This window comes from Geobacillus sp. 47C-IIb, assembly GCF_014679705.1.
GTDB classification, from domain to species: domain Bacteria; phylum Bacillota; class Bacilli; order Bacillales; family Anoxybacillaceae; genus Geobacillus; species Geobacillus thermodenitrificans.
Genome location: NZ_CP061473.1, coordinates 861,789 through 881,123, shown reverse-complemented (window position 1 = coordinate 881,123; position 19,335 = coordinate 861,789). Strand labels below are relative to the sequence as shown.

Sequence of the window (19,335 nt, the reverse complement as noted above, 5' to 3'; positions counted from 1 at the left end):
ATGGAACAGCCGCTCGATTTACGCATGTACTCGGTGCGCACCGACTTGGCGATCGAAGCTCATGAGATCGCGGTCGAGGAGCGCTTGCAGCAAAAAAGAGAAAGCGCGTCGCCGATTGAGGGAGTCATCATTCACGATCAAGAGATCGATGGCGTCAAGTTGTCGCATGTACACGTGACGGAGCAAGGATCGGCGTCAATTGGGAAAAAGCCAGGCCATTATTTGACGATCGAAGCGCAAGGCATCCGTGAACAAAACACAGAATTGCAACAAAAAGTGCAGCGCATTTTTTCCGAGCAACTGAGCGCTTTTTTCAAGCAGCTTCGCATTCCAGATGGAGCGAGCTGCCTTATCGTTGGGCTCGGCAACCAAAACGTCACCCCTGACGCGCTCGGGCCGTTGACGGTTGAAAACGTGCTCGTCACTCGCCATTTGTTTCAATTGCAGCCGGAAAGCGTTGAAGAAGGATTTCGACCGGTCAGCGCCATTGCGCCGGGAGTGATGGGGACAACCGGTATTGAAACGAGCGATATTATCCATGGCGTCGTTCAGAAAACGAAGCCGGACTTTGTCATTGTCATCGACGCGTTGGCGGCTCGCTCGATCGAACGTGTCAACGCGACGATTCAAATTTCTGACACCGGCATTCACCCTGGTTCCGGAGTCGGCAACAAGCGGAAAGAACTGAGCTATGAGACGCTTGGCATCCCGGTCATTTCGATCGGCGTTCCGACGGTTGTTGATGCCGTCTCGATTACAAGCGATACGATTGACTTCATTTTAAAACATTTCGGTCGTGAGATGCGCGAAGGTCAGCGGCCGTCAAGCGCTCTCGCTCCGGCTGGCTGGACGTTTGGACGCAAAAAGAAGTTGACGGAACAAGATATGCCGTCGCAGCAAGAGCGGTCGGCGTTTCTTGGCATGGTCGGCACGCTTGATGATGAAGAAAAGCGGCGTCTCATTTACGAAGTGCTCGCTCCGCTTGGTCATAACTTAATGGTGACGCCAAAGGAGGTCGATTCGTTCATCGGCGATATGGCGAATTTATTGGCCAGTGGCTTAAACGCGGCGCTGCACCGGCAAGTTGATCAAAGCAATACAGGCTCTTACACCCATTAGGCAAAAAACGGTTCTATCTTTTCCGGCTTGGCCATACGTTAAAGTGAGAGGACAAGCCGGGAAAGGGTGAGAATATGAAACGAAGGCGCTCCCCAAACGTCGTGATCACTGTTCCAGGAGCCAGTTTAAAAAAATTGTTTATGCTCGTCATACTTGGATGCATGATGATGTTTATGCTCGTCGGAGCGCTTACGTCGCTGCGTCCGGAATACCGCCCATCTTCATCATCGCTTAACGATATGGCGGCCCATTTTCCGGAAGAAACGTTCATTCGTTTGTTCGGGCTTGAAAACCGTTATTTTACTCAGCTGTTGCCGAAAGAGCGACAACAGACGAATTACTCGTCGCTATTGTTCCGCTTAGCGACAAGCATCAACCCCGATGATCCTCGCAGTCTGCTCGGTAGCGAGCTGCCGGGCTTTGCCTTGTATGACAGCAAAATTTTGATCGCCGGCGAAGGAACAGATTATACGAACATTCCATACGAATCGGCACCTCCGCTTGAGGTGATGCTCGCCGAGCGGCAAGCCTCGGTTGAGGAGCTGCAGCAAGCGGAGCAAAACCAAGATAAAAAGCCGCTTCCGCCGCCGGCGCAGACGACCGGAGGGAGAAAAGTCGTCTATATTTATCATACACATACGCGTGAGTCGTATTTGCCGGCCTTAAAAGGCGTGACCGATCCGGATTTAGCATTTCATCGCAACGTAAACGTTACAAAAGTCGGAGAAAAATTAATGGAAGAATTAGAGAAGCGGGGGATTGGCGCGCAAGTTAACAAAACCGATATTGAAGCGGAACTGTTGAAAAAAGGGATGAAATACGGCCAAGCGTACAATATGTCGCGGCAAACGGTCGTCGCGGCGATGAAGCAAAACCGTGATTTACAATATTTCATCGATATTCATCGCGATGCACACCGACGACAACATACAACGACGACGATCAATGGCGTTGATTATGCGCGTGTGGCGTTTATTGTTGGCGGTGAGAACGCGGAATATGAGAAAAACTTGCAGCTGGCGACAGAGCTTCACCATTTGCTGCAAAAAAAATATCCGGGATTAAGCCGTGGAGTCATTAAGAAGCAAGGGGCGGGAACGGACGGAAAGTTTAATCAAGATTTGTCCGAGAACGCGATTTTAGTTGAATTTGGCGGTGTCGACAATACGTTTGCTGAACTGTTCCGTTCGGCAGCTGCTTTTGCTGATGTGTTCAGCGAATATTATTGGCAGGCGGAAAAAGTCGAAGCACCGGTTCCGGCAGAGGAAAAGTAAAGGGGCGTCTTGTATGGTCAAATGGTTCATTCGGTTTAGCATAGCGCTGTTTCTTCTTTTTTTCGGTGTGCTGTTTGGCATGCAACAGGCGCATCACGGCATGGAACGGATGCGCGGCTATGCCGATCCGTCGTTTCCTTCCGTCATCCAGATCGAGAAAAACGGAAACGGAGAGCTTGAGGCGGCGGTGTTCGGGCAGACAGTGGCAGCGAGCGATTTGCAGGAAAAGAAGGAAACGATTCAGGAACTAAAAACGTTTAACCTCTTCTCTGAACTCGGCCGGCAGTTGGCTGATGCAGCCACAGCGTTCATGGAAACGTTGCTTTCGCTCATCGGCCGTGCGTTTGATTAGCCGGTTTCCCGGTTTCCAGACAGCTGAAAAAGATATCCGTCCCGCCAAGTCTGGCGGTTTTTTTGTTTTTGTCTTGGTCATTGAATCTTCTTCGCACTGTTGCTATAATCAAAGCTAGTGTAGTTTTGCGAAGAAGCAGGAGTGAGAGACAATGAACCGGGAAGAACGGTTGAAACGGCAGGAACGGATTCGCAACTTTTCGATTATCGCTCACATTGACCACGGAAAATCGACGCTTGCGGACCGCATTTTAGAAAAAACAGGTGCGCTGTCGGAGCGCGAGTTGCGCGAGCAGACGCTCGATATGATGGAGCTCGAGCGCGAGCGCGGCATCACGATCAAATTGAATGCGGTCCAGTTGACATATAAAGCGAAAAACGGGGAAGAGTATATTTTCCATTTGATCGATACGCCGGGCCACGTCGATTTTACGTATGAAGTGTCGCGCAGCTTGGCTGCTTGCGAAGGAGCGATCTTAGTCGTCGATGCGGCGCAAGGCATTGAAGCGCAGACGCTCGCAAACGTGTATTTGGCCATTGACAACAATTTAGAAATTTTACCAGTCATTAATAAAATCGATTTGCCAAGCGCCGAGCCGGAGCGTGTCCGCCAAGAAATCGAAGACGTCATTGGCCTCGATGCCTCTGAAGCGGTGCTCGCCTCCGCGAAAGTCGGCATCGGCGTCGAGGACATTTTAGAACAAATCGTGGAAAAAATTCCTGCTCCGTCAGGCGATCCGGACGCGCCGTTGAAGGCGCTCATTTTTGATTCACTTTATGACCCGTACCGCGGCGTTGTCGCCTACGTCCGTATCGTCGATGGAACGGTTAAGCCGGGCCAGCGCATTAAAATGATGTCGACCGGCAAAGAGTTTGAAGTGACCGAAGTCGGCGTGTTTACACCAAAACCAAAAGTTGTCGACGAACTGATGGTCGGTGATGTCGGCTATTTAACTGCGTCGATCAAAAACGTACAAGATACGCGCGTCGGCGATACGATTACCGATGCCGAACGGCCGGCTGCTGAGCCACTCCCTGGCTACCGGAAGCTCAATCCGATGGTGTTTTGCGGCATGTACCCGATCGACACGGCGCGCTACAACGACTTGCGCGAAGCGTTAGAAAAGCTGCAGCTCAACGATGCGGCGCTTCACTTTGAACCGGAAACGTCGCAGGCGCTCGGGTTTGGCTTTCGTTGCGGGTTTCTCGGCTTGCTTCATATGGAGATTATCCAAGAGCGGATTGAACGTGAATTTCATATCGATTTAATTACAACGGCGCCGAGCGTTGTCTACAAAGTATATTTAACGGACGGAACGGAAGTCGATGTCGACAACCCGACGAACATGCCGGATCCGCAAAAAATCGACCGCATCGAAGAGCCGTATGTAAAAGCGACGATTATGGTGCCGAACGACTACGTCGGACCGGTGATGGAGCTGTGCCAAGGAAAGCGTGGCACGTTCGTTGACATGCAATATTTAGATGAAAAGCGGGTCATGTTGATTTACGATATTCCGCTGTCGGAAATCGTGTATGACTTTTTCGATGCGTTAAAGTCGAACACGAAAGGGTATGCGTCGTTTGACTATGAATTGATCGGTTACCGGCCGTCCAATCTTGTCAAAATGGATATTTTGTTGAATGGCGAAAAAATTGACGCTTTATCGTTTATTGTTCACCGCGATTCGGCTTATGAGCGCGGCAAAGTGATCGTCGAGAAGCTGAAAGATTTAATTCCACGCCAACAGTTTGAAGTGCCTGTGCAGGCGGCGATCGGCAATAAGATCATCGCCCGTTCGACGATCAAGGCGCTGCGTAAAAACGTGCTCGCCAAATGTTACGGCGGCGACGTGTCGCGGAAACGGAAACTGCTTGAGAAACAAAAAGAAGGAAAGAAACGGATGAAACAAATCGGTTCGGTCGAAGTGCCGCAGGAAGCGTTTATGGCTGTCTTGAAAATCGACGACCAGAAAAAATAATGAGCAGGGCTGTCTCCTTCGGGGATGGCCTTGTTTCTTTCTTACGATGCGATGTCGGCAAAAAGATGAAGGTGCCATGCACCGTTGCGCCGGCAGCCGAAAGGAGGAGAGTCATGGCAACATCGGCATATTTTCACATCCCATTTTGCGCTCATATTTGTCACTATTGCGACTTTAACAAAGTGTTTGCGGCAGGCCAGCCGATTGACGACTACTTGCAGGCGATGGACAAGGAAATGGAATGGACAGCGGCCGAGTTCGACAGTCAGCTTAAGACGCTGTTTATCGGAGGAGGCACGCCGACGGTGCTGGAGCCGGTGCAGCTTGGCCGTCTGCTAGAGAGCATTCATAAACATTTTCAGTTTCACCCGCAAACGGCCGAATTTACGGTCGAGGCCAATCCGGATGGGCTGACGAAAGAAAAACTCGCCATTTTGCGCGATGCTGGAGTGAATCGGTTGAGCATCGGGGTGCAGGCGTTTGATGATGAGCTCCTTCAAGCGATCGGCCGTACGCATCGGCGCGGTGATGCCGAGCGGGCGGTGGCGATGGCAAGGGAAGCCGGTTTTGAAAATATCAGTCTCGATCTTATGTATGGCTTGCCGGGACAGACACTCGAGCAGTTTCTCGCCGATTTGGAAACAGCGTTTTCGCTTCATGTACCACATCTTTCCGCCTACTCACTTATTATCGAGCCAAAGACGATTTTTTACAACGAATGGCGGAACGGTCGGCTTCGCCTTCCAGGCGAAGAAGCGGAAGCGGTGATGTATGAAGCGGCGATGGAACGAACCGTAGCTCATGGCTATCAGCAATATGAAATTAGCAACTACGCGTTCCCAGGGTTTGAAAGCCAGCATAATTTGGTCTACTGGAACAACGAAGAGTATTACGGCATCGGTGCCGGGGCGCACAGCTATATCGATGGAGTGCGGCGTGCCAATATCGGTCCGATCCGCCACTACATCGAGAAAGTGGAACGCGGCGAATGGCCGCATCGCGACGTGCACCGTCTGACCTTCCGTGAACAGATGGAGGAGGAGATGTTTTTAGGGTTGCGCAAGACAGAAGGCGTATCGAAAGCACGCTTTCGGCAAAAGTTTGGCCGTGAGATGAGCGACATGTTTGGCGAGGCAATCCGCCGTGAAATCGAAAACGGGCGCCTCGAGGAGACGGCGACTCATGTCCGCTTGACAAAACGCGGCAAGCTGCTTGGCAATGAAGTGTTTGCTGCCTTCCTCGGAGAAATGTAAAGATTGACATTTACCGGGCGATTTGCTACCCTAATAGTAGATTTAGCACTCGAATTGTTTGAGTGCTAACAGAGGTGAGAAACGTGTTAACGGACCGCCAACTGTTGATTTTGCAGGTGATTATCGACGACTTCATTCGTTCCGGGCAGCCTGTCGGTTCGCGGACGTTATCGAAAAAGCACCAAATCTCGTTCAGTTCAGCGACGATTCGCAACGAAATGGCGGATTTGGAAGAGCTGGGCTATATTGAAAAAACGCACATTTCCTCGGGCCGTGTGCCATCGGAAAAAGGGTACCGCTACTACGTTGACCACTTATTGCCGCCGCAGCGGTTGACGAGGACGGATATCCAAAAAATCCGCTCCGTGTTCGCTGAACGTATCTACGAGCTCGAGAAATTGGTGCAAAAGTCGGCGCAAATTTTATCCGATTTGACGAATTATACGTCGATTGCCCTCGGTCCGGCGTTTAAGGAAAGCAAGCTGAAACGGATGCAGATCATTCCGCTCACTGAACAGACGGCTGTTGCCATTGTGGTGACGGATACCGGTCACGTCGAAAACCGGGTCATCACAGTCCCGACAACCGTCAATGCCGGCGATCTCGAAAAGATGGTCAATATTTTAAACGAGCGTTTGAATGGCGTTCCGCTTATCGATTTAAAAGAAAAAATCGAGACGGAAGTAGCCGACGTGCTGCGCCGGCATATTCGCAACTACGACAGTATACTCAATACACTAATCGACACGCTCGATATTCCTGAAGAGGAAAAAATGTTTTTTGCTGGAAAAACGAATATGTTTAACCAGCCAGAGTTTAGCGACATCCAAAAGGTGCGCCCGCTTTTGAACATTATCGAGCAAGAAAAGGACATTTACCGTTTGCTCCGCAAGCAAAGTCAAAAAGGGGTGCGAGTGTCGATCGGGCGGGAAAACGAGCTGAGCGGTATGGAAAACTGCAGTTTGATTACGGCTACGTATTCGATTGGCGATGAACCGTTCGGGACGATCGCTATTCTCGGTCCGACGCGCATGGAATATTCACGCGTCATTACCGTGTTAAACCGCGTTGCTACCGATTTGTCGGCTGCATTGACGAAATGGTATCAAAATCAGTAAGGATGGCCATATTGGTTAACGGATGGATGCGCGTCCATCCTTTCCTTGTGGCCATTGATACATAAATCGCAAACCCTGATAGGGAGGTGAAGGCAATGGAACAAGGAGACAAACAAGCTACATACAATGAGCTGGAAACGGAACAGCCGGTTTCGAAAGAAGGGGCAGATTCGCAACCGGAAGACGAAGCCATTGGCGCCGCTTCGGAGCATGCAGATGCACAAGCCGGCGAGAATCCGGAGGCAGCTTCTACGACAGCTGATCCTGCCGAGCAAACGTCGGTTGAGGCGGAAGAACTGGCCAAAGCCAAGGCGCAAGTTGCTGAATTGGAAGAGAAGTTAGCTGAGATGGAAAAGCGCTATCTTCGCCTGTACGCTGATTTTGAAAACTTCCGCCGCCGGGCACGTCAAGAGATGGAAGCGGCTGAAAAATACCGCGCCCAAAGTTTGGCGAGCGATTTGCTTCCTGTGCTCGACAACTTTGAGCGTGCGTTGAAAATAGAGACGGAAAACGAACAAGCAAAATCGATTTTGCAAGGGGTAGAAATGGTGTACCGTTCGCTCCTTGACGCGTTAAGAAAAGAAGGTGTCGAGGTGATTGAAGCGGTTGGCAAACCGTTTGATCCCCATTTACACCAAGCAGTTATGCAGACGGATGAAGGCGGCTATGAGCCGAATACGGTCGTGGAGGAGCTGCAAAAAGGCTATAAGTTAAAAGACCGCATTCTCCGTCCCGCTATGGTAAAAGTGAGCCAATAATGGAAACGGAGGGCGATGAGCGATGAGCAAAATTATCGGCATTGACTTAGGAACGACAAACTCTTGCGTCGCTGTGTTGGAAGGCGGCGAAGCGAAAGTCATTCCAAACCCAGAAGGGAGCCGCACAACCCCGTCGGTTGTGGCGTTTAAAAACGGTGAACGTTTAGTCGGCGAGGTTGCCAAACGGCAAGCGATCACGAATCCGAATACGATCATCTCGATCAAACGCCACATGGGCACGGATTACAAAGTCGAGATTGAAGGAAAGCAATATACGCCGCAAGAAATTTCGGCGATCATTTTGCAATATTTAAAATCGTACGCTGAAGATTATTTGGGTGAGCCGGTGACGCGCGCTGTCATCACCGTGCCGGCGTATTTCAACGATGCGCAGCGCCAAGCGACGAAAGACGCTGGACGCATCGCCGGTTTGGAAGTTGAGCGCATCATTAACGAACCGACGGCTGCGGCGCTTGCTTACGGCCTCGACAAAGGCGAGGACCAAACGATTCTCGTCTATGACTTGGGGGGCGGAACGTTTGACGTCTCGATTTTGGAGCTTGGCGACGGTGTGTTTGAAGTAAAAGCGACTGCTGGGGACAACCATTTAGGTGGCGATGATTTTGACCAAGTCATTATCGACTATTTAGTCAGCCAGTTTAAGCAAGAGAACGGCATCGACTTGTCCAAAGACAAAATGGCGCTCCAACGCTTAAAAGATGCGGCCGAAAAAGCGAAAAAAGAACTGTCTGGTGTGACGCAGACGCAAATTTCGCTGCCGTTCATCAGTGCGAACGAAAACGGTCCGCTCCACCTTGAGACGACGCTCACTCGGGCAAAATTTGAAGAGCTGTCCGCGCACCTCGTTGAGCGCACGATGGGGCCAGTCCGTCAAGCGTTGCAAGATGCCGGTTTGACGTCTGCGGATATTGACAAGGTGATTTTAGTCGGTGGTTCGACTCGCATTCCGGCCGTGCAAGAAGCAATTAAGCGTGAGCTTGGCAAAGAGCCGCACAAAGGCGTTAATCCGGATGAAGTCGTGGCCATCGGAGCGGCGATCCAAGGCGGCGTCATCGCCGGTGAAGTGAAAGATATTGTCTTGCTTGACGTTACCCCGCTGTCGCTCGGTATTGAAACGATGGGCGGCGTGTTTACGAAATTGATCGAGCGGAATACGACGATTCCGACGAGCAAATCGCAAGTGTTCACAACGGCGGCCGACAATCAAACAACGGTCGACATCCACGTTTTGCAAGGGGAGCGTCCGATGGCGGCTGACAACAAAACGCTTGGCCGCTTCCAGTTAACTGACATCCCGCCGGCGCCGCGTGGTGTGCCGCAAATTGAAGTCACGTTCGATATTGACGCCAACGGTATCGTTCATGTGCGTGCGAAAGATTTAGGAACGAACAAAGAGCAATCCATTACGATCAAATCGTCATCCGGCCTGTCGGAAGAGGAAATTCAGCGCATGATCAAAGAGGCGGAAGAAAACGCCGAAGCCGACCGGAAGCGGAAAGAAGCGGCCGATTTGCGCAATGAAGCCGATCAGCTCATCTTTACAACGGAAAAAACGGTCAAAGAGCTCGAAGGAAAAGTGAGCGCTGATGAAATCAAAAAAGCGCAAGAAGCGAAAGATGCATTGAAAGCAGCGCTTGAGAAAAACGATCTTGATGACATCCGCAAGAAAAAAGATGCACTGCAAGAAGCGGTGCAGCAGCTATCGATCAAGCTGTATGAACAAGCGGCGCAACAAGCGCAACAGGCGCAATCCGGCGCGGCCGATAAGAAAGACAATGTGGTCGATGCGGAATTTGAAGAAGTCAATGACGACAAATAATGAAAAAAAGTCAAAGTCAGGCCTGCCTTGGCTTTGACTTTTTTTCTAGCATTCACATATTGCCATAAAATAAAGGGAAATGATAAAATTATCTTTATGTGAGTGAATCGGGAGTGGATGACCAACGATGGCGAAGCGTGATTACTATGAAGTTCTTGGCGTCAGTAAAAACGCGACGAAAGACGAGATTAAAAAAGCGTATCGAAAGCTTTCGAAGCAGTATCATCCAGACATTAACAAAGCGCCGGACGCCGCAGAGAAGTTTAAGGAGATTAAAGAAGCGTATGAAGTATTAAGTGACGATGAAAAACGGGCTCGCTACGACCGGTTTGGCCACGCCGACCCGAACGAGGCGTTCGGCGGTGGATTCCAAGGTGGCGGGTTTGATTTTGGTGGATTCAGCGGTTTTGGCGGCTTTGAAGATATCTTTGAGACGTTTTTCGGCGGCGGTTCACGCCGGCGGGCAAGCGGGCCGCGAAAAGGAGCCGACTTGGAATATATGATGACGCTCACATTTGAGGAAGCAGCGTTTGGAAAAGAAACGGAAATTGAAGTTCCGCATGAAGAAACGTGCGATACGTGCCACGGCAGCGGAGCGAAGCCAGGTACAAGCCCGCAATCGTGCCCGCATTGCCATGGTAGCGGACAAGTGACAAGCGAACAGGCGACGCCGTTTGGCCGCATTGTCAACCGCCGGACATGTCCGGTTTGCGGCGGCACGGGCCGTCACATTCCGGAAAAATGTCCGACGTGCGGCGGCACCGGGCACGTCAAAAAGCGGAAAAAAATTCATGTCAAAATTCCGGCTGGTGTTGACGATGGCCAGCAGCTGCGTGTCGCCGGCAAAGGGGAACCGGGCGTCAACGGCGGGCCGCCAGGGGATTTGTACATCATTTTCCGCGTCCAACCGCATGAGTTTTTCAAACGCGACGGTGATGATATTTATTGTGAAGTGCCGCTTTCGTTCGCTCAGGCGGCGCTTGGTGATGAAATTGAAGTGCCGACGCTCCACGGTGATGTAAAGCTGAAAATTCCGGCTGGCACACAAACGGGCACGCGCTTCCGCTTAAAAGGAAAAGGAGTGCCGAACGTGCGCGGCTACGGCCAAGGCGACCAGCACGTCATCGTCCGCGTTGTGACGCCGACGAAGCTGACAGAAAAACAAAAACAGCTATTGCGCGAGTTCGACCGACTCGGTGGGGAAACGATGCACGACGGGTCGCACGGCCGTTTTTTTGAAAAAGTAAAAAAGGCATTTAAAGGAGAAACGTGAGCGCGATGAAATGGTCAGAAATCAGCATCCATACAACGCACGAGGCGGTCGAGGCGATTTCAAACATTTTGCATGAGGCGGGCGCCGGTGGTGTTGTTATCGAAGATCCGTACGATCTTGTCAAAGACCGCGACGACTGGTATGGCGAAATCGTCGAGCTCAATCCGGACGATTATCCGGAAGAAGGCGTCGTCATTAAGGCGTATTTGCCGGTCAATAGTTTTCTGGGTGAAACGGTAGAACAAATCAAGCAGGCAATTAACAATTTATGGTTATACGATATTGATCTTGGCAAAAATAAAATTACGTTGAGCGAAGTGAATGAGGAAGAATGGGCAACGGCGTGGAAAAAGCATTACCACCCGGTAAAAGTATCGGAAAAGTTTACAATCGTGCCGACATGGGAAACGTATGAGCCGGCTTCCAACGATGAGCTGATCATCGAAATGGATCCGGGTATGGCGTTTGGCACCGGCACCCACCCGACAACGGTCATGTGCCTGCAGGCGCTCGAAAAATATGTGCATCCTGGAGACAATGTCATTGATGTTGGCACCGGCTCCGGCATTTTAAGCATTGCTGCTGCCATGCTTGGCGCCCATTCGGTGCGGGCGCTCGACTTAGACCCAGTGGCAATCGACAGCGCGCGGCTGAACGTCAAGCTCAATAAAGTGCAACACGTTGTCACGGTCGCGCAAAACAATTTGCTTGACCATATCGATGAGCAAGCCGATGTGATCGTCGCCAATATTTTAGCTGAAATCATTTTGCGCTTTACGGCTGACGCCTACCGGCTATTGAAACCGGGCGGCCGCTTTATCACGTCTGGCATCATTCAGGCGAAGAAGCAAGATGTCAAGGACGGACTGCTTGCTGCTGGATTTTTCATTGAAGAAGTCAATGTGATGGAAGACTGGGTGGCGTTTGTCGCCATCAAACCGTAAGCAAAGAAGGGATGTTTGGTGCAGCGTTATTTCGTTTCCGACCGGGAGCGCCAAGGCGAAAACGTCGTTATCAGCGGCGATGACGCCCATCATATTTCCCGCGTTATGCGCATGAAGCCGGGAGACGCCATTGCCTGCGTATTTCCGGATGGACGCACGGCCGTGTGCCAAATTGAACAAATTGCCAATGAGCAAGTATGTGCCCGTATTGTACAATGGAAGGAAGAAGGGCGCGAATTGCCGGTGCGCATTTATATCGCCCAAGGGCTGCCAAAAGGAGAAAAATGGGAGCTCGTCATCCAAAAAGGAACGGAGCTCGGCGCTGCCGGCTTTCTTCCATTTGTGGCCGCTCGTTCGGTCGTTAAATGGGATGCCAAAAAAGCAGAGAAAAAAGTGGAGCGGTGGAAAAAAATTGCGAAAGAGGCGGCCGAGCAGGCCGAACGAACGTTGTTGCCCATCGTGCGGGCGCCGCTTTCGCTTAAGGAACTGATCGCTTTCGGGGAAACGGTTGATAGCCGGCTGTTTGCCTATGAAGAAGAAGCGCGCGGAGGGCGGCATGCCTCACTTCCGGCGCTCCTTGCCGACCTTCAGCCCGGCAGCTCGCTTTTAGCCGTCTTTGGGCCGGAAGGCGGGTTCAGCCGTGAGGAGGCGGAACAGCTCAAGCAAAGCGGCTTTTTACCGTGCAGCCTCGGCCCGCGTATTTTGCGGACGGAAACGGCGCCGCTCTACTTGCTTGCCGCCGCTTCGTACGAATGGGAGCTTTGTGAATCAGGCTCTAAGAGAGAGCGAGAGTAACGTAGCCGATTTGGAGTTTATCATAAAACATCTAGCCCTCGCTGGCGATCAGCGGTGGTGCAGAGTGAGGTGAAGAATATGCCAACAGTGGCTTTCCATACATTGGGCTGCAAAGTCAATCATTATGAAACGGAAGCGATTTGGCAGCTGTTTAAAAAGGCCGGCTATGAACGGAAAGAGTTTGAAAGCCATGCTGATGTATATGTGATCAACACGTGTACGGTGACGAACACCGGCGATAAAAAAAGCCGCCAAGTTATCCGCCGTGCGGTGCGCCGCAATCCGGACGCTGTCGTCTGCGTGACCGGATGCTATGCGCAAACATCGCCAGCGGAAGTGATGGCGATTCCTGGTGTTGATATTGTCATCGGTACGCAAGACCGGCATAAAATTTTAGACTATGTCGAGCAGTTTCAGCGTGAACGGCAGCCGATCAACGCTGTCCATAACATTATGAAAACACGCGTGTTCGAAGAAATGGATGTGCCGGCATTTACTGACCGGACGCGGGCGTCGCTCAAAATCCAAGAAGGGTGCAACAACTTTTGCACGTTTTGCATCATTCCGTGGGCGCGCGGCTTGATGCGTTCGCGTGATCCGCAAGAAATTATCCGTCAAGCGCGTCAGCTCGTTGCCGCCGGCTATAAAGAAATCGTTTTGACCGGCATTCATACAGGTGGCTATGGCACTGATCTCAAAGACTACAATTTTGCTGCGCTTTTGCGTGATTTGGACGAGCAAGTGCCAGGGCTCAAACGGATCCGCATCTCATCGATCGAAGCAAGCCAGCTGACCGATGAGGTCATCGATGTCTTGCGACGGTCGGATAAAATCGTCCGCCATTTGCACATCCCGCTTCAATCGGGATCAAACACGGTGCTCAAGCGGATGCGCCGCAAATATACGGTCGAATTTTTTGCTGAGCGGCTCGCCCGATTGCGTGAAGTGTTTCCAGAACTCGCAGTGACGTCCGATGTCATCGTCGGCTTCCCAGGTGAAACGGAAGAAGAATTTATGGAGACGTACAACTTTATCCGCGAACAGCGGTTCTCTGAGCTGCACGTCTTTCCATATTCGAAACGAACCGGCACACCGGCAGCTCGCATGCCGGACCAAATCGATGAAGAGACGAAACATGACCGCGTCCGCCGCTTAATTGCCCTTTCCGACCAGCTGGCGAAAGAATACGCCTCCCGGTTCGAAGGGCAAGTGCTCGAGGTTATTCCGGAAGAGCACGATAAGGAAGAGCCGGGAATGTATATTGGTTATACCGATAACTATTTGAAAGTGCGCTTCCCGGCGACAGAAGAGATGGTCGGCGAACTTGTTAAAGTGAAAATTACGAAGGCCGGCTATCCGTATAACGAAGGCGAGTTTGTCCGCGTTGTGTCGGATGAGGCTGTCCGTTCGGTGAAATTAAGCTCATAAGCAAAATGATCGGTTCAGGAGAAGTGTGACCGACTCAAAAACCCAGCCTAAAGGCTGGGTTTCAGACTGTTGACAAAATGGGTTTCAGACGAATGTCTGAAACCCATTTTGTTCCATAAATAGACTATGTTTTCAAAAAAAGTGGGTAGGATGGGAAGCCATGCAAAGGAAAAGAAAGGGCGGTGCTTCGCCTTCCATAGGTAATTCGCCAGTTTTTTTAAATTCATGGCAGCACAAACAAGCATCGCCTGCGCCTCATTTTTTTCCAATCCCCGGTAATGCGTCCAGCGCAGACCATGCTTCTCTTTCATATCGGCGAAATCCCGTTCAATCGTCTCTTTTCGGAGGGCATAGAGTTCCCGGTATTCCGGAACATACCGCAAATGCTCTGCTTCTTCATAGTAGTCCTGCCATACGTGGCGAGTGACTACTTTGGTGTAGCTCTTGCTTTGCGTGCACTGATGAAGATACGGACAGCTTCGGCACACCGCCGGGTCCGATTTGTATTCCCGGTACCCTTCCCGATTCGTAGTAGAGTAAGATAGAACTTGATCATTGGGGCATAGATAACAATCAAAATATTCGTCATACACAAAATCTGATTTCCGAAAGAATCCATCTTTTGTTTTCGGGCGAGTGTACGGCCAAATCGGCTTTACCCCTTGTTCGAGTAAATACTTGGCAATGGCAGGAGTTTTATATCCTGCGTCTACACACACGGCTTCCGGACATGATTGGATTTCCCGCTTCACTCGTTCGAACAGCACAAAAAACGCTTGACTGTCATGGACGTTGGCTGCCGTCACGTAGGTCTGTAGAATCCATCCGTTGCGATCACAAGCTGTATGATACGAATAGGCAAACACTCGCTCCCGTTCATTTTTCACCAACAGTCCGCTCTCCGGATCCGTTTTGCTTACTTTTACTTCCCGTTTTTTTTTTCTCAGATGGCAACGGCGATTTTCCATGAGCGATCCGATCCCGTTCGATTTCTTTTTCGAGTTCCTGTTGGTAGGCTTTGGCTTCGACTTCTGCCATTTCCGTTGTAAACTTCTTTTTATTGGCGCTTGCTTTGACATGAGTGGAGTCTACGTACAAGACACTCGAATCTACCAATCCGTGTTCAAAGGCTTCTTTTAAAATCCGTGAAAAAATTTGATGGAATACATCCGTTCCAGCGAAACGACGCGCATAGTTTTTACTTGGCGTCGAGTGATGAGGAACGGGATCATGAAGACTAAGTCCTAAAAACCAACGGTAGGCGACGTTGGTTCGGATTTGTTCGACGGTTTCACGCATGGAGCGAATCCCAAATACATACTGAATCAAATACATTTTAAACAACATCACTGGATCAATGCTCGGACGTCCATGATCAGGAGAGTAGAGATCTTTCACCACATCATAGATAAAAGAAAAATCAATGGCCGCATCCAGCTTTCTTACCAAGTGATCCTCTGGAACCAGATCATCCAGTTTCACCGTGGTTTCGGTATAGCGCCCATCTTCTTGGTGTGGCCGAAGCATCGTTCCTTTCCTCCATTTCTCCCTCGTCTTACCTTCATAATAAAACAGAGGCTGTCTCAAAAGGTCGTTAAACCGACCTTTTGGGGACAGCCTCTGTTTCTTTTCTTTACTATTTGGTTATTTATTCCTTTTTTGAAGCAGGAATTTCTCCTTATTTCTGAATTTTATCCTGTTTTTTCTTTGTTGGATCGGTTGTGGCCGCCCACTTTCTCAAATTGTGAGCAGCACAAATAAGCCCCCATTCCAAGGTAATTTTTGGGAGCCCTCTTAACAAAAAGCGCTGAAATTGCTGGTTGTGCTTGATTTGCCCAAACACCGGCTCGTTTTCGATTTGTCGTTTTCGGTACGTCGCCGCCCCTTCTTCCGTGGACAGCCGTTTACGGATCTCCTGCCGTTGTTGTTGATTTTTCAAGGAAACGCGGATGGTTTTCGTGTCTTTGCCTTTGGCGCATGCCGTCTGAAACGGGCATCCGGCACAAGCCGTACAACGATACGTCCGTTTGACGGTAACGTACCCGTTGTCGGTCGTTTCCTTCCGTTCATACACAAACACCAACCGTTCCCCTTTGGCGCAAATCCACTCATCCAGCTCCTCATCATACGTCATGTTCTCGATTCGGCCGATCTCCTTCGCCCACGCTTTCGTTTGTTCCCGATCCAACGTGTTGTACTTGATCAGGGCGACTATCTCCTTTTTCTCACAGTACGTGTAGTTCTCCTCACTCCCATAGGCGGAATCCGCAATGGCTTGTTTAGGCATTGGACGCCCATAGGCGGCCAATTGCTCCAAATGCGGAATGAAACATCCGGCATCCCCTGCCCGTTGATGCACGCTAAATCCAGTGATGAATTGGTTCTCTGTCCCAATCTGCACATTGTACCCCGGTTTGAGCTGGCCGTTTTTCATATGGTCGTCCTTCATCCGCATAAACGTGGCATCCGGATCCGTTTTCGAAAAACTGTTCCGTTCGCCTAATCTTTCTTTGTATTCTTCATATTTTTTCTTACGGGGGAGAAGATCTTGTTCCAATTGCCGTTTGGCTTTCTTTAACGTACGATTCTTCGGCTCTTTCTTTAGGCGCTCTTCCACTTGTTCGATGACGGCTTCGATCCTTTCGGACGTGATCGGTGAAGCTTCCAGCTTTTCTTGAAAATCCCCCTCTTGTTCCGCCTCTTCATCTTCTTTCGTCACCTGTTCGATCGAGGCAACGATTTTCCGGAATTTCTCCTCCAGTTTCTGATCGTACTTTTCCGTTGATTTGCGCCAAACGAATGTATATCGGTTGGCATTGGCCTCGATTTTCGTTCCATCCAGAAAATAATCCTCTAACTTGACCAACCCTTCTTGACGCAGAAGATCGACAATGGAGAAAAACGTTTCGTAAATGATGTCCTTCATCCGTTCCGACCGAAATCGGTTGATCGTGCGAAAATCCGGTGTTTGATGGCCGGATAGCCACATAAAGTAAATGTTTTCTTTCAACTGCTTGGCGATTTGGCGAGAGGAGTAGATCCGATTGGCGTAGGCATACAGGATGACTTTCAACATCATTTTCGGATGATAGGCTGGACGCCCTCCGCCAGGATAGAGGGAAACGAACAGAGCCGGATCCATTTTTTCCACTGCCAGATCCACGATCCGGCAAAGATGATGTTTGGGAATGAAAATTTCAAGATCCATTGGCAAAATGAGTTGATCTCGGTTATAATAAATGTACATAAGAAAACCGTCCTTTCTTTGGTAGGGTTGTGGTGACTCTATTATACCAAAAGAGGAACGGTTTTCTTCTTTTTTATCCAAAAAAGTGTCCCAAAAGCGAACGCTATGCGAACACTTTTGGGACATCCTCTGAAACCCAGCCTAAAGGCTGGGTTTTTCGTTTTCCGTCCATTTCATTTAATGGTATCGGGTTAAAAAGTTCGCTGAGAGCCGAAATAGGAGACAATATAGATGGTGGCTAGTTTTTGTTGCAAGGACATGGTATGATGGTAGACGTCAGACCTTTGTTTAATGAAAGAGCGGGAGAAAGGAGCGACTTTCCATGACGGTGAATATTGCTAAAATGATCGATCATACGTTGCTTAAGCCAGAAGCGACGGAAGAGCAAATCATTCAACTATGCGACGAAGCAAAGCAACACGGCTTCGCCTCGGTGTGCGTCAACCCAGCGTGGGTGAAAACAGCGGCACGCGAGCTTTCCGACACTGATGTCCGCGTCTGCACGGTCATCGGCTTTCCGCTTGGGGCGACGACGCCGGAAACAAAGGCGTTTGAAACGAACAACGCTATCGAAAACGGCGCCCGCGAAGTCGATATGGTAATCAACATCGGCGCGTTAAAAAGTGGTAACGATGAACTCGTTGAGCGCGACATTCGTGCGGTTGTTGAGGCGGCGTCCGGGAAAGCGCTTGTGAAAGTGATCATCGAAACGGCCTTGTTGACTGATGAGGAAAAAGTGCGCGCCTGCCAATTGGCGGTGAAAGCGGGCGCCGATTACGTAAAAACGTCGACCGGATTCTCAGGCGGCGGAGCGACGGTCGAAGACGTGGCGCTGATGCGCCGGACAGTTGGCGATAAAGCAGGTGTCAAAGCCTCAGGAGGCGTCCGCGACCGAAAAACAGCCGAAGCGATGATTGAAGCTGGGGCCACGCGCATTGGGACGAGCTCCGGGGTGGCGATCGTCAGCGGCCAAACCGGCGGCGCTGACTATTAAGTCCGCCTGCGGGCGTGCAAAAATAAAATAGCCGTCTCAATGGCGCCGACAAACGGCAAGGCGGCGACAGAACAAATGATGTTAAACAAGACGCTTACATGGGCGAGCTGCACGTCAGGCGCCGGACTGAGCATCACAGCGAGGCGGGCGAGCGCTTCGATCCAAAAAAGAAATGCGGCCACGCCGACGACGTTCAGCCATAAATGGGTGTAGGCGGTTAATTGCGCTTCCTTGCTTGAGCCGATAGACGCCAACAATCCGGTGATGCACGTGCCGATGTTGGCACCAAGCAAAATAGCGATGGCGGCTGGCAGTGTCAACAATTGCTCGTTTAAAAATCCCATAGCGATGCCGATCGTCGCCGCGCTTGAATGAACAAGAGCGGTCAGAATGATGCCAACGAGAAGGCCGATTGCCGTTGAACCGTTTGTCTGTTGCAGCCAAGCATCAACGAGCGGATAGGAAGCCAGCGGCTTAGCGAGGCTACTGAAGCCGTCCATGGCAAACAACAAAGCGGCGAGGCCGACAGCAATCATCCCAAGGCTGTAAACGAGGCGGTGGCGTCCGATAAAGACGAGCAGCGCGCCGCCAAGAAGGAGCGGAATGGCACCATCGCCGATATCGAGCGTTATTAGCTCAGTCGTGATTGTTGAGCCGATATTGCTGCCTAAAATGATACCGATCGATTGGCGGAATGATAAATAGCGAGTGGCAACGAGGCCGACAGTCATCACCATCACTGCCGAACTGCTTTGCACAAGCGCGGTCGTCGCCAAGCCGGTGAGAAACGCTTGCCACGGTGTGGCAGTAAACCGCATGAGCCATCGTTTCAACCGATGGCCGGATAAGGTGTAAAACCCAGCTTTCATCATGAACATGCCAATCAGGAAAACGGCAGTGTAAATGGCAAACAGCATCAAAAGCGGCCCCATGGACGTTCTCCCCTTTCATCCTAATAT

16 protein-coding genes and 1 pseudogene are annotated in these 19,335 nt (G+C 50.6%); 13 read left to right on the top strand and 4 right to left on the bottom strand.

What is annotated here, in order from left to right; genetic code table 11:
• From gpr to mtaB, 12 genes are all read left to right on the top strand, one after another.
• Complete coding sequence (gpr, locus tag IC804_RS04460; protein WP_008879926.1) at positions 1 to 1,119, top strand: GPR endopeptidase; 1,119 nt, start codon at positions 1 to 3, stop codon at positions 1,117 to 1,119.
• Between the two features lie 74 nt (positions 1,120 to 1,193).
• Positions 1,194 to 2,393 carry a stage II sporulation protein P gene (gene spoIIP, locus IC804_RS04455; RefSeq protein WP_008879925.1) on the top strand — a complete coding sequence of 400 codons (1,200 nt, stop codon included), beginning with the start codon at positions 1,194 to 1,196 and terminating at the stop codon, positions 2,391 to 2,393.
• A 13-nt stretch (positions 2,394 to 2,406) separates the two neighbouring features.
• Positions 2,407 to 2,745 (top strand): DUF3679 domain-containing protein, encoded by a 339-nt coding sequence (locus tag IC804_RS04450; RefSeq protein ID WP_008879924.1) that lies wholly within the window; start codon positions 2,407 to 2,409, stop codon positions 2,743 to 2,745.
• Between the two features lie 151 nt (positions 2,746 to 2,896).
• Positions 2,897 to 4,726: a translation elongation factor 4 gene (lepA, locus tag IC804_RS04445; protein WP_008879923.1), complete on the top strand. Its 1,830-nt coding sequence runs from the start codon at positions 2,897 to 2,899 to the stop codon at positions 4,724 to 4,726.
• A 113-nt stretch (positions 4,727 to 4,839) separates the two neighbouring features.
• Positions 4,840 to 5,979 (top strand): radical SAM family heme chaperone HemW, encoded by a 1,140-nt coding sequence (hemW, locus tag IC804_RS04440; RefSeq protein WP_081156973.1) that lies wholly within the window; start codon positions 4,840 to 4,842, stop codon positions 5,977 to 5,979.
• A gap of 83 nt (positions 5,980 to 6,062) precedes the next feature.
• The gene (hrcA, locus tag IC804_RS04435; protein ID WP_008879921.1) at positions 6,063 to 7,097 is read left to right on the top strand and encodes a heat-inducible transcriptional repressor HrcA; all 1,035 of its coding nucleotides are present in this window, start codon (positions 6,063 to 6,065) and stop codon (positions 7,095 to 7,097) included.
• Between the two features lie 95 nt (positions 7,098 to 7,192).
• Positions 7,193 to 7,855 carry a nucleotide exchange factor GrpE gene (grpE, locus tag IC804_RS04430; protein WP_008879920.1) on the top strand — a complete coding sequence of 221 codons (663 nt, stop codon included), beginning with the start codon at positions 7,193 to 7,195 and terminating at the stop codon, positions 7,853 to 7,855.
• Positions 7,856 to 7,877: 22 nt separating this feature from the next.
• Positions 7,878 to 9,695 carry a molecular chaperone DnaK gene (gene dnaK / locus IC804_RS04425; RefSeq protein ID WP_008879919.1) on the top strand — a complete coding sequence of 606 codons (1,818 nt, stop codon included), beginning with the start codon at positions 7,878 to 7,880 and terminating at the stop codon, positions 9,693 to 9,695.
• Positions 9,696 to 9,822: 127 nt separating this feature from the next.
• Positions 9,823 to 10,968, top strand: coding sequence for a molecular chaperone DnaJ (gene dnaJ, locus IC804_RS04420; RefSeq protein ID WP_008879918.1), 1,146 nt, complete (start codon positions 9,823 to 9,825; stop codon positions 10,966 to 10,968).
• Between the two features lie 5 nt (positions 10,969 to 10,973).
• Positions 10,974 to 11,912, top strand: a complete 939-nt coding sequence (gene prmA / locus IC804_RS04415; RefSeq protein WP_011887841.1) for a 50S ribosomal protein L11 methyltransferase — start codon at positions 10,974 to 10,976, stop codon at positions 11,910 to 11,912.
• 18 nt (positions 11,913 to 11,930) lie between these two features.
• On the top strand, positions 11,931 to 12,707 hold the full coding sequence (locus tag IC804_RS04410; protein ID WP_011887840.1) for a 16S rRNA (uracil(1498)-N(3))-methyltransferase: 777 nt from the start codon (positions 11,931 to 11,933) through the stop codon (positions 12,705 to 12,707).
• Between the two features lie 78 nt (positions 12,708 to 12,785).
• Positions 12,786 to 14,135 carry a tRNA (N(6)-L-threonylcarbamoyladenosine(37)-C(2))-methylthiotransferase MtaB gene (mtaB, locus tag IC804_RS04405; RefSeq protein WP_008879915.1) on the top strand — a complete coding sequence of 450 codons (1,350 nt, stop codon included), beginning with the start codon at positions 12,786 to 12,788 and terminating at the stop codon, positions 14,133 to 14,135.
• A 47-nt stretch (positions 14,136 to 14,182) separates the two neighbouring features.
• On the opposite strand, the gene IC804_RS18465 is transcribed toward mtaB, so the two are convergent.
• From IC804_RS18465 to IC804_RS04395, 3 genes and pseudogenes are all read right to left on the bottom strand, one after another.
• Entirely contained in the window at positions 14,183 to 15,214 is a 1,032-nt protein-coding gene (locus IC804_RS18465) for an IS1182 family transposase (RefSeq protein ID WP_223812891.1), read from the bottom strand.
• Positions 15,215 to 15,338: 124 nt separating this feature from the next.
• Positions 15,339 to 15,470 (bottom strand): annotated as a pseudogene (locus IC804_RS18815) (transposase); the annotation flags it as partial.
• Positions 15,471 to 15,813: 343 nt separating this feature from the next.
• Positions 15,814 to 17,382, bottom strand: coding sequence for an IS1182 family transposase (locus tag IC804_RS04395; RefSeq protein ID WP_190300613.1), 1,569 nt, complete (start codon positions 17,380 to 17,382; stop codon positions 15,814 to 15,816).
• Between the two features lie 322 nt (positions 17,383 to 17,704).
• Between IC804_RS04395 and deoC the strand changes: the two genes are divergently transcribed.
• Entirely contained in the window at positions 17,705 to 18,376 is a 672-nt protein-coding gene (gene deoC / locus IC804_RS04390; RefSeq protein ID WP_008879914.1) for a deoxyribose-phosphate aldolase, read from the top strand.
• Here deoC and IC804_RS04385 read toward each other — a convergent pair.
• Positions 18,373 to 19,308, bottom strand: a complete 936-nt coding sequence (locus IC804_RS04385) for a Na/Pi symporter (RefSeq protein ID WP_011887839.1) — start codon at positions 19,306 to 19,308, stop codon at positions 18,373 to 18,375. The two genes, deoC and IC804_RS04385, sit on opposite strands and share 4 nt — an antisense overlap.
• Positions 19,309 to 19,335: the final 27 nt, after the last annotated feature.